Origin of the sequence: Streptomyces sp. NPDC020192, assembly GCF_044388685.1 — a bacterium.
In the GTDB taxonomy this organism is placed as follows: Bacteria; Actinomycetota; Actinomycetes; order Streptomycetales; family Streptomycetaceae; genus Streptomyces.
On the sequence record NZ_JBIRXG010000017.1, the window covers coordinates 1 to 18,586 of the forward strand.

Genomic DNA, 18,586 nt, shown 5'->3' on the forward strand with positions numbered 1-18,586 from the left:
CCGCCCCGACGCATGAGGAGCATCCACCGCCCGCGACCAGCAGCCCTTCCCCAACCTCAACCACGAAACGGACAAGAGCTCACGTTCCGCACTCTTAAAGGCACCAGCGCGGCTTCCAGTTCCCAACCCGCCGGGCTGTAGGAGCTGGGCAGCGCACCGGCGTTCAGTGCAGCGCAAGCCTGTGCGGACGCATCGTGGGGCGGCTCTGCGATATCCCCGTGCCTGCTTGAGCCATGGCTGTGTTCGCCGGTCAGTGCGGTCGGCTGGCCTGGCGTTGCAGGTCGGCTGGCGCGGCGGCGGGGCGCACCGTGGTGTGCCGGGACTTCGGCGGCGCGGGTTCCGGTGCCGTGTGCGAGTTCTTCGGCGAGGAGGCCCGCCGGTGTGTAGACGGAAGCGCGGATGGCCCAGGTGGGCTGGTTGATGCTGGGGCCGGACCAGATGGTCCAGGTGTCGAGGGGCTGGGGGGTGCGTTGGTGGCGAAGGCGTCGAAGTGCACACCCACGTCGCCGTGCTGTGGCTGCCAGCTCAGTCGACGTCCGTCCCACGGCGGGTGTCCATCCTGCGTCGGTGAGAGGGCTGGTGGCCTGGGCGACGGTCTTGTCGGTGACCGGGGTTCCGAGCGCGGTCTTCCAGGCATCTCCGTGGCTGAGGACCGTGAGCAGGGTATCCAGAATGGGTTGGGGGGTGGCGGGCGTGATGGTCAGGTGCCACATGCGGTCGTTGACTGGTGTCTCGTAGGCAGTGATGGTCCACTGAGCGTCCCGGGCGTGGGTTTCGTGGTCGAAGAGGACGCGCAGGGTGAGCGATTCGTGGGTGGCGACGGTGGTGTTGTCGTCCCTGGTTCTGCGGCCGGAAGCCTTCCGAGGTGAGGGTGGCGCGGGCGGTGTGCAGCGTGCTGCCGGTGAGGGTGGCGACGACGGCGCTGGGGTGCTGAGGGTGCAGGGCGAGACGAACGTGCACGTCGGGCGGGGTGTCGGGCATAAGGAGCTCGTTTCACCGGTCCGGGCCGACGCGCGGAGGTCGGCCCGGACCGGAGGGTCTAGCGGGTGGCTCGGGCAGGGGTTGGGGCGGTCCGCGGTGGCGGCCCGGCCCGAGGGGCAGCCGGGGTTCGGGCCGGGCGGCCGGTACGCGGTGCTGGTGGGCTGGTGGCTTGGTGCCAGCGGGCGCGCAGTGCGGTGAGGTCGGCCAGAGCCCGTCGGCTGCCGGTGATCAGCTGGTGGGGGCTGTTGGCCGGGTCGTCGGTGAGGGCTGTGATGCTGGCGGCGACGGTCTGCGCGCGGGTGAGCAGAGCGCGTTGCAGGACCTTCGCGCCCCAGTGTTCGGGGGAGCCGGCCGGCGTGGAGAGCAGGGTCAGCAGGTCTGCGGGGGCGATGCCGTGTGCGAGCAGGCCGCGGTGCTGGGCTTCCCAGAGCACGGTGATCGGGTCAACTGGGTCGCCGCGGTGCGTGAGCGCGGTGAGGCACTGCCACAGCGCCGCGTGCAGGGGGAGGGCGAAGTCTTCGGAAACGAGCCAGCGCATCTGACGGGTCTCGGCGGGGTACGCGGTCGCGGTGGCGATCAGGAGGCGTTCCTCGTCGAGGACTTCCTCGCTCGTGTCTGGGGCTGGTGCCGGCGGCAGCAGGGTGCGAGGCGAAGCGGCCGGAGAGGTCGTCCAGGAACCGGGCGAGGGCTTCGGCCTGCTGGACGGTGGCCTTCGCCCGGTGGGGCAGGGTGGTGTCCGTCGCGGTCTGGGCCAGGCGTTCGGCGTGACTGCGCAGGCTGCGGCGGGCGTGGTCGGCGCGGATCATCCGGGCGTACGTGGCCGCGTGCTGGGGCCAGGGGCAAACCTGGATGAGGGCGTGCAGGTAGGAGGCGGTCAGCCCGCGGGCGTGAGGGCGGGCCGCGTCCAGGACGGTGTTCAGCCAGGCCGGACTCGTGCGGTGCTGCTCGGCATCGGGAGCCGGCACCGTGCGCATGCCGCGGAACAGCTCGCCGTGCGTGTGGTTGGAGAAGTGGTCCGGATCCAGCGGGCCGATCTCGTCGAGGCGGTGGGGGTCCAGCAGGAGGGCGCCGAGCAGGGATTGTTCGGCGTAGTGCACGGGTGGGGGTGGCGACAGGCCGTCCAGGTCGTCGTTGTCGTCGGAGGGGGAATGGGGCATTAGGCGGCCAGGGTGAAGTCGTCGGGGGTGAGGGACTTGCCGAGGTGCGGTGCCAGCAGGTGGGCTGCGAGCCGGGGCGGGACCGCATTGCCAACCTGGCTGAAGATCTGGCCCTTGTTGCCTTGCTAGGGATAGTCGGCGGGGAAGGTCTGCAGGACGCCGGCCTCGGCGGCGGTGATCCGGATCGGATCCGGGGCCGGGTCGGTGCCCGGTGGCGTGGGGGCGACCGGCTCGGCCTGCCACACGCACTCGTTGGCCCGGTGGCCGAAGAACAGGGTCCCGGCCGGCTCGTCGATCGCGCGGATGGTGGCGTTGGCCTGGTTGTTGTTGCGCAGGGTCCAGCGCCACACCGCGGGCGTCGCTCGGGCAGTGGGGTTTTCAGCGTGGACGGCCTTCTCCGCCCGGCCATCCGCCACAGTGGCGGCCGGGTTTGCGGGCGGGTGCGGTTTCCAGGTGCCGCGGTCGCGGGCGTCGCTCAGGGTCTTGCGGGAGCCGGAGGGGAAGGGCTCGGGCCCGCCGCCGGGTCCGCCTCCGGCACAGACGGTGGGTACGGGACGGTCGGTGGCGCCCCAGCCCAGGGCCTCGGCCATGGACACCCAGCGGGCGCGGCCCGGACCGAACAGCGAGTCGGGCTCGCCGAATTTGGCGTGTGTGGGCGGCGGCGGCTCGGCGGTTCGCGTGCGCGAGGCGAGCAGGATCGCCCGCCTCCTCGTCTGCGGCACCCCGTAGTCGGCCGCGTTCAAAACCCCCGTCCAGACCGAATACCCCCAGGTCCGCAGGATCGCTGCGTACTGGCGCCACAGGGGCAGCACGTCGGGGACCTCTTCCATCGCGACCCACTCCGGCTGGCCGTGCCGGTTGAGGGCGTGCAGGTAGCGCATGGGTTCGGCGGCGAGCAGGGAGCGCTCGTCACGGCAGGCGGCGAGCAACTCGGCGCGGGTGTCCAGCCCTTGAGCGAGATCGGCGACGGCCTGGTGGACCAGAGGCTGGTCGACGAGCCCGAGGCGTTTGCCCGCCACCGACCATGCCTGGCACGGCGGGCTCGCGATCAGCCCGGTGATCCTGCCGAGGAACGGCCAGAGGGGATAGGCGGCGACATCGGTGCGGATCGTCAACTGCCCTGCCGCTGCCCGGGTTTTGCACGCCCACTCGCCCCATTCCAGGCCCACGTCCCGCACGCCGAGCACGGTCAGGGCCTGACTCCATCCCCCAGGCCCCGCGAAGAGGTCGAGTATCAACTGGCCAGCCCGAAGTCGTCCTGCGTGAACTCCGGTTCGCTGCTCCGGCAGGCCCAGGGAGAAGAGCCGTCCACCACACCCTGCTCCAGCTCCGGCGCATCAGGAGTGTCAGTCAACTCGCTCTGACGGGCGGCCCATTCGGCTGCGGTGACATGGTCGATCGGAGCTTCGCCCAGCGGTGCCCTGGAACGGTGCAGAAATGCCTGCCCGAGGAGCCGGTTGCCGCTCGCGTTCGCGCGGGCATTGCCCTGACGGACGGCGGCGCCGAATTCCACGACGCCCTGCCACTCGTCCGGACTCGTGTCACGGATATTCCGCCACTGCGCATTTCCATGGAACGGGCAAGTTATTGAGAATTGAGACAGGGTCGTGATCCTTCGGTCGGTGGGGTGAGGCAGGTCTGAGGGGGGCGCTGACTGTGTGACGGTCCGGTCATTCCGGGCGGGTGTCAGTGGTGCCTGCGATCGTGTGCGGCGTGGATGAACTCGTGGAACGTGTTGACGCGCAGGACCGTGTGCTGGGGGTAGTCAGTCGGCGGGACGCCGTTCGGGAGGGCTGGCTGCACCGGGTTGGCGTGGTGGTGTGCCGCGATAGGCGGGACCGTTTTCTCGTCCATCGGCGAGCCGAGCACCTGTCCCGTTTCGCGGGTCACTACGAACTTGGGGTCGGGGGTGCTGCGGGAGTCGGCGAGTCCTATGTGCAGGCAGCTGCCCGCGAGGTCAGTGAGGAGATGGGAGTGCAGGCGACGGTGTGCCTTCGGTTCAAGTTCCTCAACAGGGGCGGGCTCAGCCCTCATTGGGTTGCGGTCTGTGATGCCGTGCTTCCGGAGATCGTCGCCCCTGATCCGGAAGAGGTGGCCTGGCACGGGTGGCTGACTGAGTCCGAGCTGCGGCGGGCTCTGCAGCAGTGGACTTTCACTCCTGATAGCCAGGCGATTTTCGATCGATATCTCGCTTGTCGTGCTGCCCCGGCTTCTGCGCAGGAACGGAGTTCATGAGCTGGGTCAGGGGGACGAAGGCGCCGGTCGTTCCGATGGGTGCTGCAGCGCAGTGCCGGTCGCGGGTTGGGGGACGGACGAGGTAATGAGAGGGCTCCGGGAAGAGGGCGGCGGCTTTCCGGGTTCGGCTGGCGGAGGCTGGCAGCCTGGTGCGGACGGTGAGCAGAGCGCCGGAAACGGGCGGGTGGCGGTGCGCCGGAGCGGTTACCGGGTGGCCGATCGACCGGTCGAGACGGATGGCCCTGCTGCCGGCCGGCTGGCTGCGGTCGGCACCGGACGGGCCGCCGGCGGAAACCTGAGGGTGGGGGGCGGTTCGATGAGTGCGCCCAGGGTGGCGATGCCGCGGGCGGTCAGGCGTACGCGGTCGCGCGGCAGACCACCGCGAAAGGAGAGCGGTGCGGACGCGGGCTCGCGTGCGATGAGGTCCTTGGCATCCAGTCGACGCAGCTCTTCGACTCCCACGAACGTGTAGCGGAAGTAGACGTGCTGCCGGCCGAGGTCCCTGGCGACGGCGATGTGGCCGCAGGCGACCTCGAGCAGGACACTGCGCTGCTCAGGGTCAAGCTCGTCAACGGGAGCGGCGGCGGTAGTGGCAGGACGCCGTCGACGCATCTCGCCGGCGATGCGTGCGGCGCACTCGACGGCCTCCCGGGGTGCCAGGGCGGTGAGTTCACGGGCCAGCCGCGCGTACTGGCCCATCCCACGACGGGGGTCGAGGTGCTCGTTTGCCGTGTCGGCCGGGGGAAGGGTCTGCTGGGCCGCGGTGAGGTAGCGGGTGGCGCCGCCGCTGAGGTAGGCGAGCTGCTTCAGTCGTACGACGGCGTCGGTCACCGTGTCGCTGGCGCGCAGGCGTTGGTCCTGGATCGCTTTGATGGCGGCGAGGGTCTCGCGCTCCAGCCGGTCGGGCCGAAGCTGCGTAGTCGCTCGGGTCGGGATCTGCTGCTCGGCCGAAGAGCAGGAGATCGACCTTGTCGTTGTGCTGGGTGTAGAGGTCAGCGAGGGCCAGGAGCCGCCCCACGGGGGTCGGCGGCGCGGACACGTCGACATCGAACAGCAGGGCGTCGTCGGGCGGTGTTGTCATCAGTGGAAGGTCTTCAAACAGAGTGGGGTGAGTCAGCGGATGCGCCTGGCCCGCTGGCCGGGCGGCGGTGCAGGTGCGGTCCGCCCACTGGCGGTACGGGGCGCGGTCAGGCTGGACTGGGCGGCCGACAGGGCGCGGGCGGCATCGTCAAGGTGCAGGCGTAGGCGGCTGTGGGCGTCGATCGCATGGAATTGCCTCTGGATTGTGGCCTGTGTGCCGGGTTTGTTCAGGGTGACGACGGGGCCCACGGCTTGGGTGTAGTGAGCGGTGGCGCGGCCGAGGTGGATGGCGGTCTGGCTCAGAGTGTCGGCCAGGTTCTGGAAGGTGCCCTCGAAGTGGTGGAGCGAGAGGCACATCGCGGCCTCACCGGCCGCGCGGGCGGTGAGGTGACACAGCAGGTCGATGTGCCGCATCACGGTGAACAGGCCGGTGGGGTCAGCGGTGATCGGATGGTCGCGCACGTCTGCGCGGACAGCGTCGAGCGCTTCCTCCAGCGTCATGTCGTCGAAGTCGGACGGCTCGCAGGTGCGCAAAAGGCGGGCTCCGGAGGGGAATCGGTCGGCAGGCGGGGATGATCAGCGGGACCCGGTGGGACGGGCCATCGGGACGGTGGCCGCCGGCGGGGCGGGGGGCTGGCCGAGGGCGCCGGCCAGGGCAGCGAAGCCGTTCACCGGCGTCGGGCACCCGTTGCGACGGCGGTGGCCGCCTTGCCCGGTGCCGTCGTCGGCGCGCGGCCGGGCTTCTGGGTGGCCAGGGCCAGTCGTCCGGCGGTGGTGATCGTGACGTCCCGAACGAGCAGGGAGGTCCCCTGCACACGGATCAGCTTGTTCTCGGCGAGCACGTGGAAGGGCTTGGCGTGGATGGTGCTGCCGTCACCGGCCTGCACGCTCTCCCGGCCGCCGCGCAGTGACCGGGAGAGGCGGGCGCCACCCTGGGCGATCGATTCCAGGGCCGTGCGCTGGGCGGGGGTCGGTGCTCCGGGTGCTCCGTGAGGTTGCGGATGATGCCGGAGGCGGTGTAGAGGCAGGAGGTCGTGCACAGGTCGAGATCGTGGGCGGCATCGGCCAGGGCTTCGGCCAGCCGGGGCGCGGCCTCGGCATGCCGGGCCCTGCGCACCGCATCGTCGTCGAGCGGCGGGCCGCTGGTGAACGGGGCGCCCTCCAGCGGGTTTTCGGCCACCGCGTTCGCCAGGTCGGTGGCGGCGAGCGAGGCCGTGGCAACGGCGGAGCTGAGGGTTTCCAGGGAGGAGCGGCTGCCAGGTACGGCGGTGTACTGGCTGCCGTCGAGCACGGCCAGCCGTTGAAGGGTGCGGCCGATCAGTTCGTGGATCTGCACGATCTTCGGGGCGAGTTGCGCAAGCAGTTCGCTGCCCGGCTCGGCCTTCAGCTTGGTGAAGCTGGTGTGCAGGGCGCCGAAGTCGGCGCCGAGCCTTACATGTCGGCGGGGTGGGTCACTGCGTGACGCTGGGGGCGATGGCGGCGAGGGTGCAGTCGTGGCTGGGCCGGCACTGCACGGCGAGGGTCACGGCGCGGTCCTCGGCTCCGCCGCCGCCCTTCTTCCAGACGATGTGCTGCGTGCCGTTGACGGTGACGACGTAGATGTATGCCTGGGTGATCGCCGACGGGTCCTCGGCGAGCGCCTGCTTGAAGGCGCCTGGGTAGTGGCCTTCGGTGATCTTCGCGGTGGCGTGCTGGTCCTGGTCGGCCATCCGTGACCACAGCAGCGGATCCGGGACTTGGCCGGAGACCGAGGCCCAGTCGGCGTACTTGGGCTCCTTGCTCATCCATGCGCGCATGCCTGCGAGCTGCTGGTCGCGGCTGGTGTCTCGGGTGTCGTAGGACCACAGCATGGCGGCGGCGGCCTTGGCGTAGGCGACGGGTTCGGCGATCTGCGGGGGAGCGGGAACCGATCCCGACCCCGCCGACGGCGTCGGTGCGGCCTCGGAGGGCGAGGCGCTGCTCGCCGGGGACGGCGCGCTCTGGTTCTGGTCCTGGCCGTGTTCGCCCCGGCCCGTGAAGTACGCGGTGGTGGCGGCGACGGCGAGTAGCCCGGTGATCACGAGCGCGAAGAGTCCGACGCGCTTGTTCACCGACCAGGTGACGCCGTACCCGGACAGGGAGGGGAATCGCTTCTGCATCAGTGGACCTGCGACCCCAGGGACGAGAAGGACGTGACGATGCCGTTGGCGGCACCGAGGCCGAGGGCGGCGCCGGCCGCGACGACCGCGCCCTTCTTCCCGTTGGCCTCGGCCTGGTGGCCACCGGTGTGGTGGCCCCAGGCCCACACGCCGAGGGAGACGGCGAGTGCGCCGACGACGGCGACGATGCCGAAGAGGTTGATGCTGTTGACGACGTTCTTCAGGACGGACAGGCCAGGCAGGCCCCCGCCCTGGGGCGAGATGCCCGGATCGTAGGCGAGGTAGACCGCGGCGCGGTCTGCGAGAGACAGGGGTATGACGGGGCTCCTTGCAGGCGCAGGCCGGGTGAGGGCCAGCGGGGAGGGAAGGAAAAGAAGAGAGAGGGGGAAGGGGCGCGCGGGGCGCGAGAGAGGGCCGCGGCCAGGCCCGCCCGAAGCCGTGCGGGCGGGGTGCGGCGTCAGACGACGCGGCGGGCGGCGAGGATGTCCCAGTCCGCGAGTGGCGTGATCCGGACGGGCTTGGTGGTGCGCGGGGCCTCGATGACCAGGCCCGAGCCGATGTACATGCCGACGTGTTCGGGCCGTGCGGCCGTGCCGCGGCTGAAGATCAGGTCACCGGGCTTCAGGGCGTTCGGCGAGACGGCTTTGCCTTCACTGACCTGCGTGTACGTGGTACGGGTCAGGCTGATGCCGGCGTGTTTGTACGCCTGCTGCATCAGGCTGGAGCAGTCGCAGCGGCCCATCGGGTCGGGGCCGTGCGCGGCGGTGCAGGATCCGCCCCACTGGTAGAGCGTGCCGAGCTGGTGCATCGCCCATTCGATGGCTGTGCGTGCCTTGGGGTCGGCGTCCTTGGGGATCGTGTAGCCCTTGGGGACGCTTCCTTCCGGGATCGGTCCCCAGGACGTGCCGTCCGGCGCGCATCCTCCTGTGCTGGTCGTGGACTTGGTGGCCGGCTTGGCCTGGCCGGCGTCCGGGAACGTGGCGGCGATGGCCTTCTGCAGTGCGGTGGCGAGGTCTTCCCACTGGGCGTAGGCGTCGGGGTAGCCGGATTGCTGGACGGCCTGCGCGGCTTGGGTGACCTGCATCTGCTGCCAGCCGTGGATCGCGAGCAAGTGCTTGTAGAACTGCTCGCTGGCGTAGACCGGGTCGCGGATCTGCTGGGCGGTTCCCCAGCCCTGGGACGGACGCTGCTGGAACAGGCCCAGGCTGTCGCGGTCGCCGAAGCCGAGGTTACGGAGCCGGGACTCCTGCATCGCCGTGGCGAGCGCGATGATCTGCCCCTTCGCGGGGACGTTGAGGCTGATGCCGTTGGCCACGATGGTCTGGGCGCTGGGGATCTGCTCGGCGGGCAGGTCCAGGCCCTTGATGCGGACGTGCCTGGCGTCGGCACCGTCGAGGATCTTGGTGACCTGTTTGGTCACCTCGTCGGTGTCGATGCCGGTCAAGGTGCAGCTGCTGGACGCGGTGGTGGTCGCGGCCTGGCTGGAGGACGCCATCAGCATGGCGGTCCCGGCCAGGAGGAGGGGGGAGAGGACGACGACGCCGATGCCGGCGGCTATGCCCTTCAATCCGGCCGGCCTCCCGGCAGGCGGCTATGGCCCGGCGGCCGGGGTGCGGGCAGGGGAGGGTGGAGCGAAGTCACAACGAAGTCCTTGGAAGTGAAGTCCCGGCCGTGCATGCGCGGTTGTGGAAAGGATGCGGCGGCCGGGGGTGGGCAGATCGGGGGCCCGGGAGCACAGGTGCGAGTTGCAGCTCGCACCGGCGGCGGGCGTCGGGTCAGAAGGGACAGGACACGGGGATACCTCCGTGAGGGCAGGGGTGGGGATGTGCCGTCGGCGTTGTTCCCCGGGCAGTTCCAAAACAGTAAGGGCGGATCCCCGGTTGCCGAAATCGTGTCTGATCAAGGCTTGATTCCCGGGATTTCGGCGGCGATAGCGCTCAACCGGGGATCGTGCCCTACAGTTTTGACTCCTCCCCCTCGCACCCCCTGCTGTGCGGGACCACGGTGCCCTTCTGCCCGTATTCGGTCCTGCAGGGGCTCCCCGGCGAGCCGGAGCACCTCTCCCTCATCTCACCCCACCCGAATTGGGATTCCTCTTTGCCTTTTTCCCTGCATCAGGGCGACGCCCTGAACGTGCTGTCCACGCTGCCGGACAACTGCGTCGACTCCGTCATCACCGACCCGCCGTACAACTCGGGCGGGCGGACGGCGAAGGAGCGCACCACCCGCAGCGCGAAGCAGAAGTACACCTCCGCCGACGCCGGGCACGAGCTGCCGGACTTCACCGGCGAGAACATGGACCAGCGCTCCTACGGCTTCTGGCTGACCCAGATCATGACCGAGGCGCACCGGCTCACCAAGGTCGGCGGGACCGCGTTGTTGTTCACCGACTGGCGTCAGCTGCCGATCACCACGGACGCGATCCAGGCCGCCGGCTGGCTGTGGCGCGGCGTCCTCGCTTGGCACAAGCCGCAGGCCAGGCCACAGAAGGGTCGCTTCAAGCAGTCGTGTGAGTTCATCGTGTGGGCCTCCAACGGCCCGATCGACGCCTCCCGCAACTCGATCTACTTGCCCGGCCTCTACAGCGCCTCCCAGCCCTCGGGCAAGAACCGCCAGCACATCACGCAGAAGCCGGTCTCGGTGATGCGTGAGCTGGTGCAGATCTCTCCGCCGGGCGGCACGGTGCTCGACTTCACCTGCGGATCGGGCTCCACCGGTGTGGCCGCGCTGCTGGAGGGGCGGGACTTCATCGGCGTCGAGAAGACCAAGCATTACGCCGAGATCGCTGCCGACCGGCTGACCGAAACCCTGCAGCAGACCCTGACCCAGGACGATGTGACGCTCACCTCCTGACGCCCTCCCCATGGCGCGGCACGGTCTCCGGTGTGCCGCATGTGCGTCTTCGCCGTGCCGCGCACGGGAGGTATAGCACCACAGTCCCGGTTACCGAAACCGGGGATTCTCCGGATGGTTTGGAGCCGCAATTCACGCCCATCGGCTGCGGCTTCAAGGAGGCCCCTTCTCGTGCCTGAACCCATCAACCCTCCGGAGGACGGGAATCTGGAACCGGTCCGGATCCCGGAATCCGACCTGGACAGCATTGAGGCGAGCGTCCGTAAACTGCTCGACCAGTCCGCAGAGCAGGCGCGGCAGCTGGACAGCCTTGCGGCGGCACCGCCTGCTTCACAGTTCGGTGCCTTCGGTATCCCGGGATTCGCTGGCATGCCGCCGCAGGGCGCCCCGCCGGAACCCCGCCCGATCATGGAGCTGGATGGCGAGGAGTACGAAGACGAACTCGATGCCCTCTCCGACTGGGTGGACGACTTCCTCATACGGATCTACGGGGCGGAGGTCACCACCGCCGCACCGTGGTGCGAGCGGTGGCAGGAGCACGACGACGTCGTCGCCTGGCTCCACGCCCTGTGGCTGGCCTATCAGCAGCACAAAGACCCCGAAGCCGGGCTGGCCGGTCTGTTCGTCTGGCACCGGGACTTCCTCACCCACGCCATGGCCGCCGTGAGGGCGCCCGGCGGACCGTTGTCCGCGTGTATGACGGATCCCGACCGGCCCGCCCACCGCCTGCTCCCCGGCCCCCGGACCTCCGCTCGTACCTCGACGTCCGCCGAGGGGCCGAAGCAGAACGACGAGCCGGACCGGGCTGCCGCGTGAGCGGCCCCGAGATACCGCCGGTCTTCGGCCTGTCCTTCGATCCCCGAGCGCTGAACGATCTGTTGGCGGCCCCCTCCGACATCCGCGACCTGGCACTCGCCCAGATCCAGGATGTCGTCTGCGCCCGCCTGTCCGGGGGCAAGCTCACCCGCGATCTCACCGGCTGCCGGAAGATCTACGTCGACCACCGCAACGCGTGGCGCATCGTCTACGCTCAGCGGCCCGCTCCCGCCACCTCCGCGTACCGCACCGAGATTCACGTCGTGGCGGTGCGCCCGCGGGAGGCGCACGACGTGTACGACACCGCCCGCGCCCGCCTCGGCATCACCCGGCGCCCGGTCAGCGCCCGCACCCACGCCGCGCGTACCCGCTCCCCGCAGCTGGGCACGCGGCAGCAGCCGATCCCCAAGCCGGCACCGCCGTCGTACGCGATGCCCGGCCTTCCCCGACCCGCCACCTCACCGACCCTGAAGGGCCCTATTCGTTGACGCAGTTCCCCTCCTTGATCGACCAGGTTGCCGCCGCTGTACTGGCGCCGGCCCCGGTCGTCGAGAACCCGTATCACCGCGCCATCCTCGACGTGTTCATCGAGATCCAGGATCTCGACCGCAAGCTCGCCGCCATGGCGGCGGATGACCGTCCGGACGGCGTCAGCGCCACCGAGCAGCTCGACCAGCTCACCGAGCTTCTCATCGACCGCATGGCGGCCGGCGCCGAGCTGAGCGCATGGCTGTCCATGTCCTGCTGCTGCGCAGCTGGGCTGGAGCCCGAGCAGGAGCCCGAGTACGAGCCCGATTTCGAGCCGGACCCTGAGCCGGACTTCGAGCCGGACGTGGAGTGGGGGTACGAGCCTGACCTCGACGACTTCGAGCCGCCTGTACCCGAGGAGGACGTGGTGTCCCGCCCGGACAGGCCGAAGAGCATCGTCCACGCCTGCCTTCAGGTCTTCGACGCCCTGGCGGGCGCGGAGCACGTCGCGACCGCCGATCTGGTCGCGCACCTGCGTGATCTGCCCGGCGAAGGCGAGGGACAGCAGCCGTATGCCGACATCACCCCCCACCGCCTCGCCCGGCTGCTGGCTCCCCATGGCGTCCGGCCCCGCAAGCCTCGCACCACTGACGGCAGCCGCTCCAGGGGCTATCGCCGCAGCGACCTGCTCGCCGCTCCTCCCACCTGATCCTGCTGACGCACCCTTTCCTAGCGGCGATTCGCCCCGTCACGGCCGATGACCTCGGCCTGCTCGACGCGTTCCACCAGCGCTGCTCGCCCGCGAGCCTGCTGCGCCGCTGGGGCCGAACACACCTGCCGCACCCTGTCCTCGGCCGGCTGCTGTCTCACACCGAGAGCTGGCTGGGGCTCGGCGGCGACGGCAAGCCGATCGCCCTCGTCTCGGCCGGCCCTCTCAGCCGGGAAGCAGGCGTCTTCGACCTCGGCCTCCAGGTCGCCGACACCTGGCATCGCCGCGGCATCGGAACCCTCCTCGCCCGGCACGCAGCCGAGCACGCCCACACCCTGGGCGCCCACACCCTCAGCGCCTACACCGAGGCGTCGAACGAGCCGATGCTCCGCCTCCTTGACCGCCTCGGCCTCGTGCATCACATCCGGCACGGATCGCACCTCGACGTGCGCCTGCCCCTCGGTGCAGGGCCGCCCCGCATCTCGTCCCTCCTGACACTCCAAGGAACTCATGCCCCGCAACGTCCCGGTGGAGAAGGCTCTGACCCAGCTTGATCTCCGCATCGAGGCGGCCGTGGGCCACAGCATCGACCGGCTGTGGCAGCACCGCGACCGCGACCTGCTGGACGAACAGCATGCGCACTTGGCCGACGCGCACCGGTCCCTCGTCCAGGCCGAGCTGACAGTGACTTTCTACCGGTCCCAGCTCAACAGCCTCTCCTCCGGTGGATACCCCGTCGACCAAGCGCTTTTCGAGCGCATCGACCGGACCGTCGACCTGCTGGAGGACGCGGCCCGCGACCGCGACGAGCGGCAGGCCGAGGCCGTCACGGCGCTGGAGCCCATCGAAGCCGCTGCCCGCAACAACATTCCACGCGACGTACCGGACCTGCCCGCGCCCGACATTGCGGCGCTCCTCGCCATCACCCAGGGCGCCAAGCTCTGCCGGCATCTGCTGACCGGGCAGCTGTATGTCGACACCGCCTCGGGCACCCGCATCCCCGCCGGCCATCTGCAACGTCGATGGAAAGCCCGTATCCGTAGACGACCTGCTTCCCCTGGCGCTCACAAACGTCGGCCACTTCACGTCCATGCGTGTCGACTCCGATGGCACCATCCGCGGTCTGACGCTGCACATGGAACGCCTCGCGCGGGACTGCAAGATCGTGTGGCACGCGGCTCTGGACACCGACCGCGTGTGCGAGTACGTCCGCCAGGCCCTGCAGGGGCAGAATCACCCCTGTGTCGTGCGTGTCACCATTTACGACCCGAAGGTCGAGATGGGCCACCCGGCCGACGCCAATGAACCGCACGTTCTCGTGTCCGTGCGCGGAGCCGGGGCCCTGCCGCCGGTTCCGCTGCGCGCCCAGAGCGTGCTCTACGAGCGAGACCTCCCCCAGGTGAAGCACGTCGGCCTCTTCGGCGCACTGCACACCCGAGGCGCGGCACAGCGAGCGGACTTCGACGACGCCTTGTTCGTCGGCCGCGACGGCTTCGTCTCCGAGGGCGGTACCTGGAACGTGGCCTTCGTCGACCAGGAGGGCACCGTGGTGTGGCCCGACGCCCCCGTACTGCCCGGCGTCACCATGGCCCTGCTCCAGCAGCAAGTCGAACACCGCACCGCCACTGTTACGTTGGAACAGGCGAAAGGTATGGCTGCGGCCTTCGCCACGAACACCTCGATCGGCGTCCGCCCCTTGGCCGCGATCGATGACACCGAGTTCCCCGTCGAGCATCCCGTCTTGACGCGGCTCCAGGAGGCATACCTGTCGATCCCCGGCGAGACCCTGTAAGGCAGGACCATGGCGGGGGTGACCAGGTGGACCGGCCGTGAAGCCGAGCTGCTGCGCAGGGCCATGCGGAAAACACAGAAGGAATTCGCTGAGCTGGTGGGCGTCAACCCCCGCCAGATCCCCCGCTGGAAGAGCCGGGCGGAGACCATCGAACTCGAACTCGACAACCAGGCAGCCCTGGATACGCTCCTGGCCCAAGCCAAGCCCGACGTCCAGCAGCGGTTCGCCGCGCTCCTGACCGAACGTGCCGCTGCTGAGCATGATGAGCGCGCCGAGGAACTGCTGCGAAAGGACCCGAGCACCCGCCGGCACCCGATCGACGGGAAGGTCATGGCCCTCGTCGAAGAGGGTATCTACCTTTCCGGCCCCGACAACCGCTCGGTGTGGCTGGAGCCGTTCTTCATCGACGTCTACCCGACGACCAACGAGGACTACGCGAAGTTCGTGCAGGCCACCAAGCACCGGCCACCCCAGCACTGGCCCGACGGCCGCTGCCCCGCCGCCCTGGCCACCCACCCCGTGGTCTGGGTGACGTGGCACGATGCGACCGCATACGCCCGCTGGACAGGCAAAGCTCTGCCGACCGCTCGGCAGTGGGAGAAGGCGGCTCGCGGACCGCGCGGGCGCATCTACCCCTGGGGCAACGAGGCTACGGCCGCGAAGGCGAACACGGCCGAGGCCGGCATCGACGCGACGACCTCCGTGTCCCGCTACCAGTCCGGCGTCAGCCCATTCGGCATCTTCGACATGTGCGGCAACGTCTGGGAGTGGTGCTCCACCGAAGAGGAGCCCGGCAACGGGCGGTACCACCTGAAAGGCTCGGCGTTCACGTCCCCGATCGAACGGGCTGCGCCGTCCTTGATGAACACTGCCGCTGCCTCGATGAAGGACAACGACACCGGATTCCGCTGCGCCATGCCAGCGTAATTCGGGCATCGTGACCGGCCAGTCCAACCGGCATTGGCGGCCGTAAAACGCCAATCTCAGCTCGCACCATGTGATGACGAGGGCGTCCTCAACCCCATAGGCTTCTCGTCCCTCTTGGGCGAGCGATTGCACGAGCACCAGGCCGCGGCCGTTCTCGGCGGCGTCACGAGAGGCTTTCGACCGAGCGTGGCCACGACAGGTGTCCAGTCCGGTCGTGTCTGTGGCGTCATCGTCCGCATTCAGAGCGACCTCTCGCCTGTCCGGCAACGCGGCGGTCGCCACGTCACCGAACTGGACCACCGGGCACCGAACATGCTGTGGGCCATAGGGTGATCGCAACACGGGCTCGGGGCCCCCTACGGCAGCTCGTGGAACCGCGCCTCCAAGGGAGAGGAACCAGTACCGGTGACGACGTACGAGGTCGAATCGATCGCAACAGTCGTTGGCGGCCACACCTGCGTTCAGGATGACTACCAGGGCGGGATCGAGTCGATCATCCGACTCAACGAGGCGTACCCCCTCGAAACGCTCCAGGGAATCGAGGAGTTCTCCCACCTGACGGTTACGTGGCGCTTCCACCTGGCGCGACCCGAAGACGTCCAGCTCCACGCACGCAGTCCACGGGAAAATCAGAACTGGCCGGCGACCGGTACGTTCGTCCACCGCAACCACCGGCGCCCGAACCAATTGGCGATCAGCTACCCGCGGTTGCTCAAGGTCGAAGGTCGGGACCTCCTGGTCACCGATCTCGACGCCGTAAACGGGACGCCCGTGATCGACCTGGCCCCGTACTTCGTACAGATGGGGCCTCGGGGCCCGATCCGTCAACCGGCATGGCCTGGCGAGATGCTTGAACCGAACTACTGGGCGAAAGCAAGCGAGCGGCCCTCGGAGCGCTCTATGTAGCGGGAGTGACTGAGCTGCGCCGCTCGTCATTCCCATGGATGAGGGCGAGATGAAGGTCTGATTCAAGCCTCAGCCCTCGCATATCCGAACTCACACCACGTCTCCTCGCCGCTGCTCTCCCACGCGTCTGAGGTCGCATGGACAAGCCGGATCCCGCGACCGGATTCACCGTCGGGTCCGGCTTCCTTGAGTACAGCTGGGGCCGGGTTGTGATCCGCTACCGAGACACGCACCAAGTCAAGGGCCACCGTGATCCGGAGCAAGACTTCGCCCTCACCGTGAACCACGGCGTTGGTGACCAGCTCCGAGACGGCCAGCACGGCGAACCCCGCCACCGACTTCGGAACACGGCACCGCCGCAGGAAGACCCTGGTTGTCTGCCGCATCTCCCCAACTTTCGTGAGATCAGGGAGAAAAGCCGCCTGACAGGCATGTTGTGCCGCCGGTATGTCGGCCCTTGCAGATGCGCTGCGTCGGTCCTCCCGAACTGTCCTCACGCATGACGCGCCTGCTGTGGCCGTGAAGTTACGGATGTCCCCGCCGGGCGGGGTCGCCTCTTGGAGCCTGCTCATGGGGGCTATCGCACCGCGCTGCGACACCGTTGACCAGGGGAATCCAGAGGGGGAAAAATCTGTCAAGGGGGGAAACTGGAGGGGGAATTGACGCCATGATTGGATTCCGCCCACCAACAGAGGTCACACTCATGTCAGATCCGTTCGCCGACCTGCTCCTCCGGCTTCGGCAGGATGCAGGGCGGACGCAGGAGGAGCAGGCAGACGCGATTAACGCTGTCTCCGGCCGGGACACGATGACCCGCCGAGAGATCAGCCGCTATGAGAACTTCGAGAACATTCCTACTAATCATACAATCGGCCACATTGCGGTGGCCTGCGGTGTCCCCTTTGAGGAGCTACAGCGGGAGGCTAAGGCGGCCCGTGCTCGGAAGAGGAAGAGGCACGCCAGTACAGGGGAGGGCCAGGACGCCGTGAAGCGTCGCACGCTGCTGGGTGGCGCCGCTATCGGTGTGAGCGCGGCTGCCGAACCTTGGGGGCGCCTCGCCTTCGCCCTCAACAAGGGTTCCAAGATCGATTCGTCCACCGCCGCTGCCCTCATCGACCGGGCCGCTGAACTGCACGTCCAGGAACTCAATCTCAGCGCCCGGCGACTGCAAAGCACAGTCGAGTCGCATCTTGACGCGATCACCGCCGCCTTGCCTCGTGCCAGCGAACACGAACGGGCTCTCACCATCGCTGCCGGAGAAACCGCCGCTCTGGCCGGTTGGGTGGCCTGGGACCTGGGCGAGCACGACAAAGCTGACGCCTACTACAAGGTAACCGCGCAGTGCGCGGCGACCGCCGGGCATCCTCCACTTCGAGCCTTGGCCCTGACATACGCCAGCTACGGCGCCTCGACGCCGAAGGCGAGGTTGGAGCTCCTTTCCCAAGCTGCCAGCGACGTGCGGGGCTACGGCAATGCCACTGCTGCCGCCTGGGTCCTCGGAAGGCAGGCGGAAGAGGCTGCGGCAGCCGGCGACGAGACAGGAGCACTCCGAGCGTTGGACCGAGCGCGCTTCGCCTACGACTTCGCGGATCACACCAGCGAGCATGCGTGGGTCCGGTTCGTGACCCCGTACCGCATGGACTCGTTGGCCCTCTCCGTATATGGCCAGTTGAAGCGTCCCGAACTCACGCCCACAGCTGACACTGCAGTCGACCGCCTCGGAGAGGAACTACCGGGCGGGGGCGTCGTGGTTCTGGGTGATCTCGCTTCGGCCCTACTGCGTGGGGGCGACGTCGACCAAGGCGTCTACGTGTCACGTCAATTCGCTGCGGCAGCACAGGCCAAGCCCAACACGATGGGCAAGGAGCGGGCAGCGACTATCGCAGCATCACTTCCCGACAGTGAGCAGGAACTCGCACTTCACCTGCTGCAGTTCGCATCCTGAGCTCCTTCGCGAGGTACGCGGACAAACCCAAAACACGAGAACGCCGTCGTACTGCCAGCCCGTCGCTTCTCTGTCCTATGCCGTCTCCTCGACAACCCAGGACAGGTACGCCTCCGACCCACCGGTCACGGGCAGCGTGATCCACTGGGGGACGTCGTACGGATGCTTCTCGTGCACCCATGCCTCCAGTGCCGGGAGACGGTCCGTCGTAGTCATGTACGAGATCCGCCACTCCTGCGCTGCCTCGACCTTGCCCTTCCACCAGTAGAAGGCGGTGATTGGCGCATCGATGTGAACGCCCGCTGCCAGCTTGCTCTCGACGGCGCCCCGGGCCAGCGCCTTCGCCTGGTCTTCGTCATCGCTTGTCGTCTGCACAATCACGACATTACTGGCCATGCAGCTATCTCTCCCACTCGGTGTAACTCGACCCTACCCAGTCGGATGGTGGATGGTCGCAGGGCGGATGATAGCCGGGAAAAGAGCGAACCCATGGCGTCCCTCTCGACGCCATGCGGATACTCCTCTCGTTGTGCGGTCATTCTTCTGGAGCGCGTCCCACAGGCTCCAAGTGTCCGTGAT

23 protein-coding genes and 2 pseudogenes are annotated in these 18,586 nt (G+C 68.8%); 12 read left to right on the forward strand and 13 right to left on the reverse strand.

What is annotated here, in order from left to right:
• Positions 1-56 precede the first annotated feature (56 nt).
• From ACH47Z_RS29190 to ACH47Z_RS29210, 5 genes and pseudogenes are all read right to left on the reverse strand, one after another.
• Entirely contained in the window at positions 57-797 is a 741-nt protein-coding gene (locus tag ACH47Z_RS29190) for a DUF317 domain-containing protein (RefSeq protein WP_399079203.1), read from the reverse strand.
• Between the two features lie 242 nt (positions 798-1,039).
• Positions 1,040-1,519: a DnaB-like helicase N-terminal domain-containing protein gene (locus ACH47Z_RS29195; protein ID WP_399078848.1), complete on the reverse strand. Its 480-nt coding sequence runs from the start codon at positions 1,517-1,519 to the stop codon at positions 1,040-1,042.
• The gene (locus ACH47Z_RS29200; protein WP_399078850.1) at positions 1,425-2,138 is read right to left on the reverse strand and encodes a DnaB-like helicase N-terminal domain-containing protein; all 714 of its coding nucleotides are present in this window, start codon (positions 2,136-2,138) and stop codon (positions 1,425-1,427) included. Before ACH47Z_RS29200 ends, ACH47Z_RS29195 begins: the two co-directional genes overlap by 95 nt.
• 125 nt (positions 2,139-2,263) lie before the next feature.
• On the reverse strand, positions 2,264-3,376 hold the full coding sequence (locus ACH47Z_RS29205; protein ID WP_399078852.1) for a DNA cytosine methyltransferase: 1,113 nt from the start codon (positions 3,374-3,376) through the stop codon (positions 2,264-2,266).
• Positions 3,373-3,720: pseudogene (locus ACH47Z_RS29210) on the reverse strand (hypothetical protein); the annotation flags it as partial. The gene ACH47Z_RS29205 and the pseudogene ACH47Z_RS29210, both read right to left, overlap by 4 nt.
• 143 nt (positions 3,721-3,863) lie before the next feature.
• Between ACH47Z_RS29210 and ACH47Z_RS29215 the strand changes: the two are divergent.
• Positions 3,864-4,373: an NUDIX domain-containing protein gene (locus tag ACH47Z_RS29215; RefSeq protein ID WP_399079205.1), complete on the forward strand. Its 510-nt coding sequence runs from the start codon at positions 3,864-3,866 to the stop codon at positions 4,371-4,373.
• 204 nt (positions 4,374-4,577) lie between these two features.
• On the opposite strand, the gene ACH47Z_RS29220 is transcribed toward ACH47Z_RS29215, so the two are convergent.
• The 3 genes from ACH47Z_RS29220 to ACH47Z_RS29230 all read right to left on the reverse strand — a co-directional run bounded on the left by ACH47Z_RS29220 (position 4,578) and on the right by ACH47Z_RS29230 (position 6,493).
• Positions 4,578-5,420 carry a hypothetical protein gene (locus ACH47Z_RS29220; protein WP_399078854.1) on the reverse strand — a complete coding sequence of 281 codons (843 nt, stop codon included), beginning with the start codon at positions 5,418-5,420 and terminating at the stop codon, positions 4,578-4,580.
• Positions 5,421-5,486: 66 nt separating this feature from the next.
• Entirely contained in the window at positions 5,487-5,987 is a 501-nt protein-coding gene (locus ACH47Z_RS29225; RefSeq protein ID WP_399078856.1) for a hypothetical protein, read from the reverse strand.
• A gap of 134 nt (positions 5,988-6,121) precedes the next feature.
• Entirely contained in the window at positions 6,122-6,493 is a 372-nt protein-coding gene (locus ACH47Z_RS29230) for a hypothetical protein (RefSeq protein WP_399078858.1), read from the reverse strand.
• A gap of 11 nt (positions 6,494-6,504) precedes the next feature.
• On the opposite strand from ACH47Z_RS29230, the gene ACH47Z_RS29235 reads away from it, so the two are divergent.
• Positions 6,505-6,915, forward strand: coding sequence for a hypothetical protein (locus tag ACH47Z_RS29235; RefSeq protein ID WP_399078860.1), 411 nt, complete (start codon positions 6,505-6,507; stop codon positions 6,913-6,915).
• On the opposite strand, the gene ACH47Z_RS29240 is transcribed toward ACH47Z_RS29235, so the two are convergent.
• The 3 genes from ACH47Z_RS29240 to ACH47Z_RS29250 form a co-directional block, all read right to left on the reverse strand.
• Positions 6,905-7,591: a hypothetical protein gene (locus tag ACH47Z_RS29240; RefSeq protein WP_399078862.1), complete on the reverse strand. Its 687-nt coding sequence runs from the start codon at positions 7,589-7,591 to the stop codon at positions 6,905-6,907. The genes ACH47Z_RS29235 and ACH47Z_RS29240 overlap by 11 nt on opposite strands.
• A complete protein-coding gene (locus ACH47Z_RS29245; RefSeq protein WP_399079207.1) occupies positions 7,591-7,908 on the reverse strand; it encodes a DUF6112 family protein in 318 nt (105 codons plus the stop codon). The genes ACH47Z_RS29240 and ACH47Z_RS29245 overlap by 1 nt, the downstream gene beginning before the upstream one ends.
• A 140-nt stretch (positions 7,909-8,048) precedes the next feature.
• Entirely contained in the window at positions 8,049-9,158 is a 1,110-nt protein-coding gene (locus ACH47Z_RS29250; protein ID WP_399078864.1) for a C40 family peptidase, read from the reverse strand.
• 530 nt (positions 9,159-9,688) lie between these two features.
• Between ACH47Z_RS29250 and ACH47Z_RS29255 the strand changes: the two genes are divergently transcribed.
• The 9 genes and pseudogenes from ACH47Z_RS29255 (at position 9,689) to ACH47Z_RS29295 (ending at position 16,062) form a co-directional block, all read left to right on the forward strand.
• Entirely contained in the window at positions 9,689-10,444 is a 756-nt protein-coding gene (locus ACH47Z_RS29255; RefSeq protein WP_399078866.1) for a DNA-methyltransferase, read from the forward strand.
• A 171-nt stretch (positions 10,445-10,615) separates the two neighbouring features.
• Complete coding sequence (locus tag ACH47Z_RS29260; protein WP_399078868.1) at positions 10,616-11,260, forward strand: DUF4913 domain-containing protein; 645 nt, start codon at positions 10,616-10,618, stop codon at positions 11,258-11,260.
• A complete protein-coding gene (locus ACH47Z_RS29265; RefSeq protein WP_399078870.1) occupies positions 11,257-11,748 on the forward strand; it encodes a type II toxin-antitoxin system RelE/ParE family toxin in 492 nt (163 codons plus the stop codon). The genes ACH47Z_RS29260 and ACH47Z_RS29265 overlap by 4 nt, the downstream gene beginning before the upstream one ends.
• 14 nt (positions 11,749-11,762) lie before the next feature.
• On the forward strand, positions 11,763-12,437 hold the full coding sequence (locus ACH47Z_RS29270; RefSeq protein ID WP_399078872.1) for a DUF3631 domain-containing protein: 675 nt from the start codon (positions 11,763-11,765) through the stop codon (positions 12,435-12,437).
• 59 nt (positions 12,438-12,496) lie between these two features.
• Positions 12,497-12,991, forward strand: a complete 495-nt coding sequence (locus ACH47Z_RS29275) for a GNAT family N-acetyltransferase (RefSeq protein ID WP_399079209.1) — start codon at positions 12,497-12,499, stop codon at positions 12,989-12,991.
• 416 nt (positions 12,992-13,407) lie between these two features.
• Positions 13,408-14,229, forward strand: coding sequence for an aminotransferase class IV family protein (locus ACH47Z_RS29280; RefSeq protein ID WP_399078874.1), 822 nt, complete (start codon positions 13,408-13,410; stop codon positions 14,227-14,229).
• A 9-nt stretch (positions 14,230-14,238) separates the two neighbouring features.
• Positions 14,239-15,156, forward strand: coding sequence for a formylglycine-generating enzyme family protein (locus tag ACH47Z_RS29285; protein WP_399078876.1), 918 nt, complete (start codon positions 14,239-14,241; stop codon positions 15,154-15,156).
• Between the two features lie 189 nt (positions 15,157-15,345).
• Positions 15,346-15,489 (forward strand): annotated as a pseudogene (locus ACH47Z_RS29290) (Tat pathway signal protein); the annotation flags it as partial.
• 72 nt (positions 15,490-15,561) lie between these two features.
• Complete coding sequence (locus ACH47Z_RS29295; RefSeq protein ID WP_399078878.1) at positions 15,562-16,062, forward strand: SAM-dependent methyltransferase; 501 nt, start codon at positions 15,562-15,564, stop codon at positions 16,060-16,062.
• Positions 16,063-16,124: 62 nt separating this feature from the next.
• Here ACH47Z_RS29295 and ACH47Z_RS29300 read toward each other — a convergent pair whose 3' ends face one another.
• Positions 16,125-16,634, reverse strand: coding sequence for an ATP-binding protein (locus ACH47Z_RS29300; RefSeq protein WP_399078880.1), 510 nt, complete (start codon positions 16,632-16,634; stop codon positions 16,125-16,127).
• A gap of 131 nt (positions 16,635-16,765) precedes the next feature.
• Between ACH47Z_RS29300 and ACH47Z_RS29305 the strand changes: the two genes are divergently transcribed.
• A complete protein-coding gene (locus ACH47Z_RS29305) occupies positions 16,766-18,007 on the forward strand; it encodes a helix-turn-helix transcriptional regulator (RefSeq protein WP_399078882.1) in 1,242 nt (413 codons plus the stop codon).
• A gap of 75 nt (positions 18,008-18,082) precedes the next feature.
• On the opposite strand, the gene cutA is transcribed toward ACH47Z_RS29305, so the two are convergent.
• A complete protein-coding gene (gene cutA, locus ACH47Z_RS29310) occupies positions 18,083-18,403 on the reverse strand; it encodes a divalent-cation tolerance protein CutA (protein WP_069782339.1) in 321 nt (106 codons plus the stop codon).
• Positions 18,404-18,586 lie beyond the last annotated feature (183 nt).

Coding starts and splice junctions, on each gene's coding strand:
- ACH47Z_RS29305 (WP_399078882.1), top strand. CDS start 16,766: ATGTCAGATCCGTTCGCCGACCTGCTCCTCCGGCTTCGGCAGGATGCA.
- ACH47Z_RS29195 (WP_399078848.1), bottom strand. CDS start 1,519: ATGCGCTGGCTCGTTTCCGAAGACTTCGCCCTCCCCCTGCACGCGGCG.
- cutA (WP_069782339.1), bottom strand. CDS start 18,403: ATGGCCAGTAATGTCGTGATTGTGCAGACGACAAGCGATGACGAAGAC.
- ACH47Z_RS29220 (WP_399078854.1), bottom strand. CDS start 5,420: ATGTCGACGTGTCCGCGCCGCCGACCCCCGTGGGGCGGCTCCTGGCCC.
- ACH47Z_RS29200 (WP_399078850.1), bottom strand. CDS start 2,138: ATGCCCCATTCCCCCTCCGACGACAACGACGACCTGGACGGCCTGTCG.
- ACH47Z_RS29285 (WP_399078876.1), top strand. CDS start 14,239: ATGGCGGGGGTGACCAGGTGGACCGGCCGTGAAGCCGAGCTGCTGCGC.
- ACH47Z_RS29280 (WP_399078874.1), top strand. CDS start 13,408: ATGTCGACACCGCCTCGGGCACCCGCATCCCCGCCGGCCATCTGCAAC.
- ACH47Z_RS29300 (WP_399078880.1), bottom strand. CDS start 16,634: ATGAGCAGGCTCCAAGAGGCGACCCCGCCCGGCGGGGACATCCGTAAC.
- ACH47Z_RS29240 (WP_399078862.1), bottom strand. CDS start 7,591: ATGCAGAAGCGATTCCCCTCCCTGTCCGGGTACGGCGTCACCTGGTCG.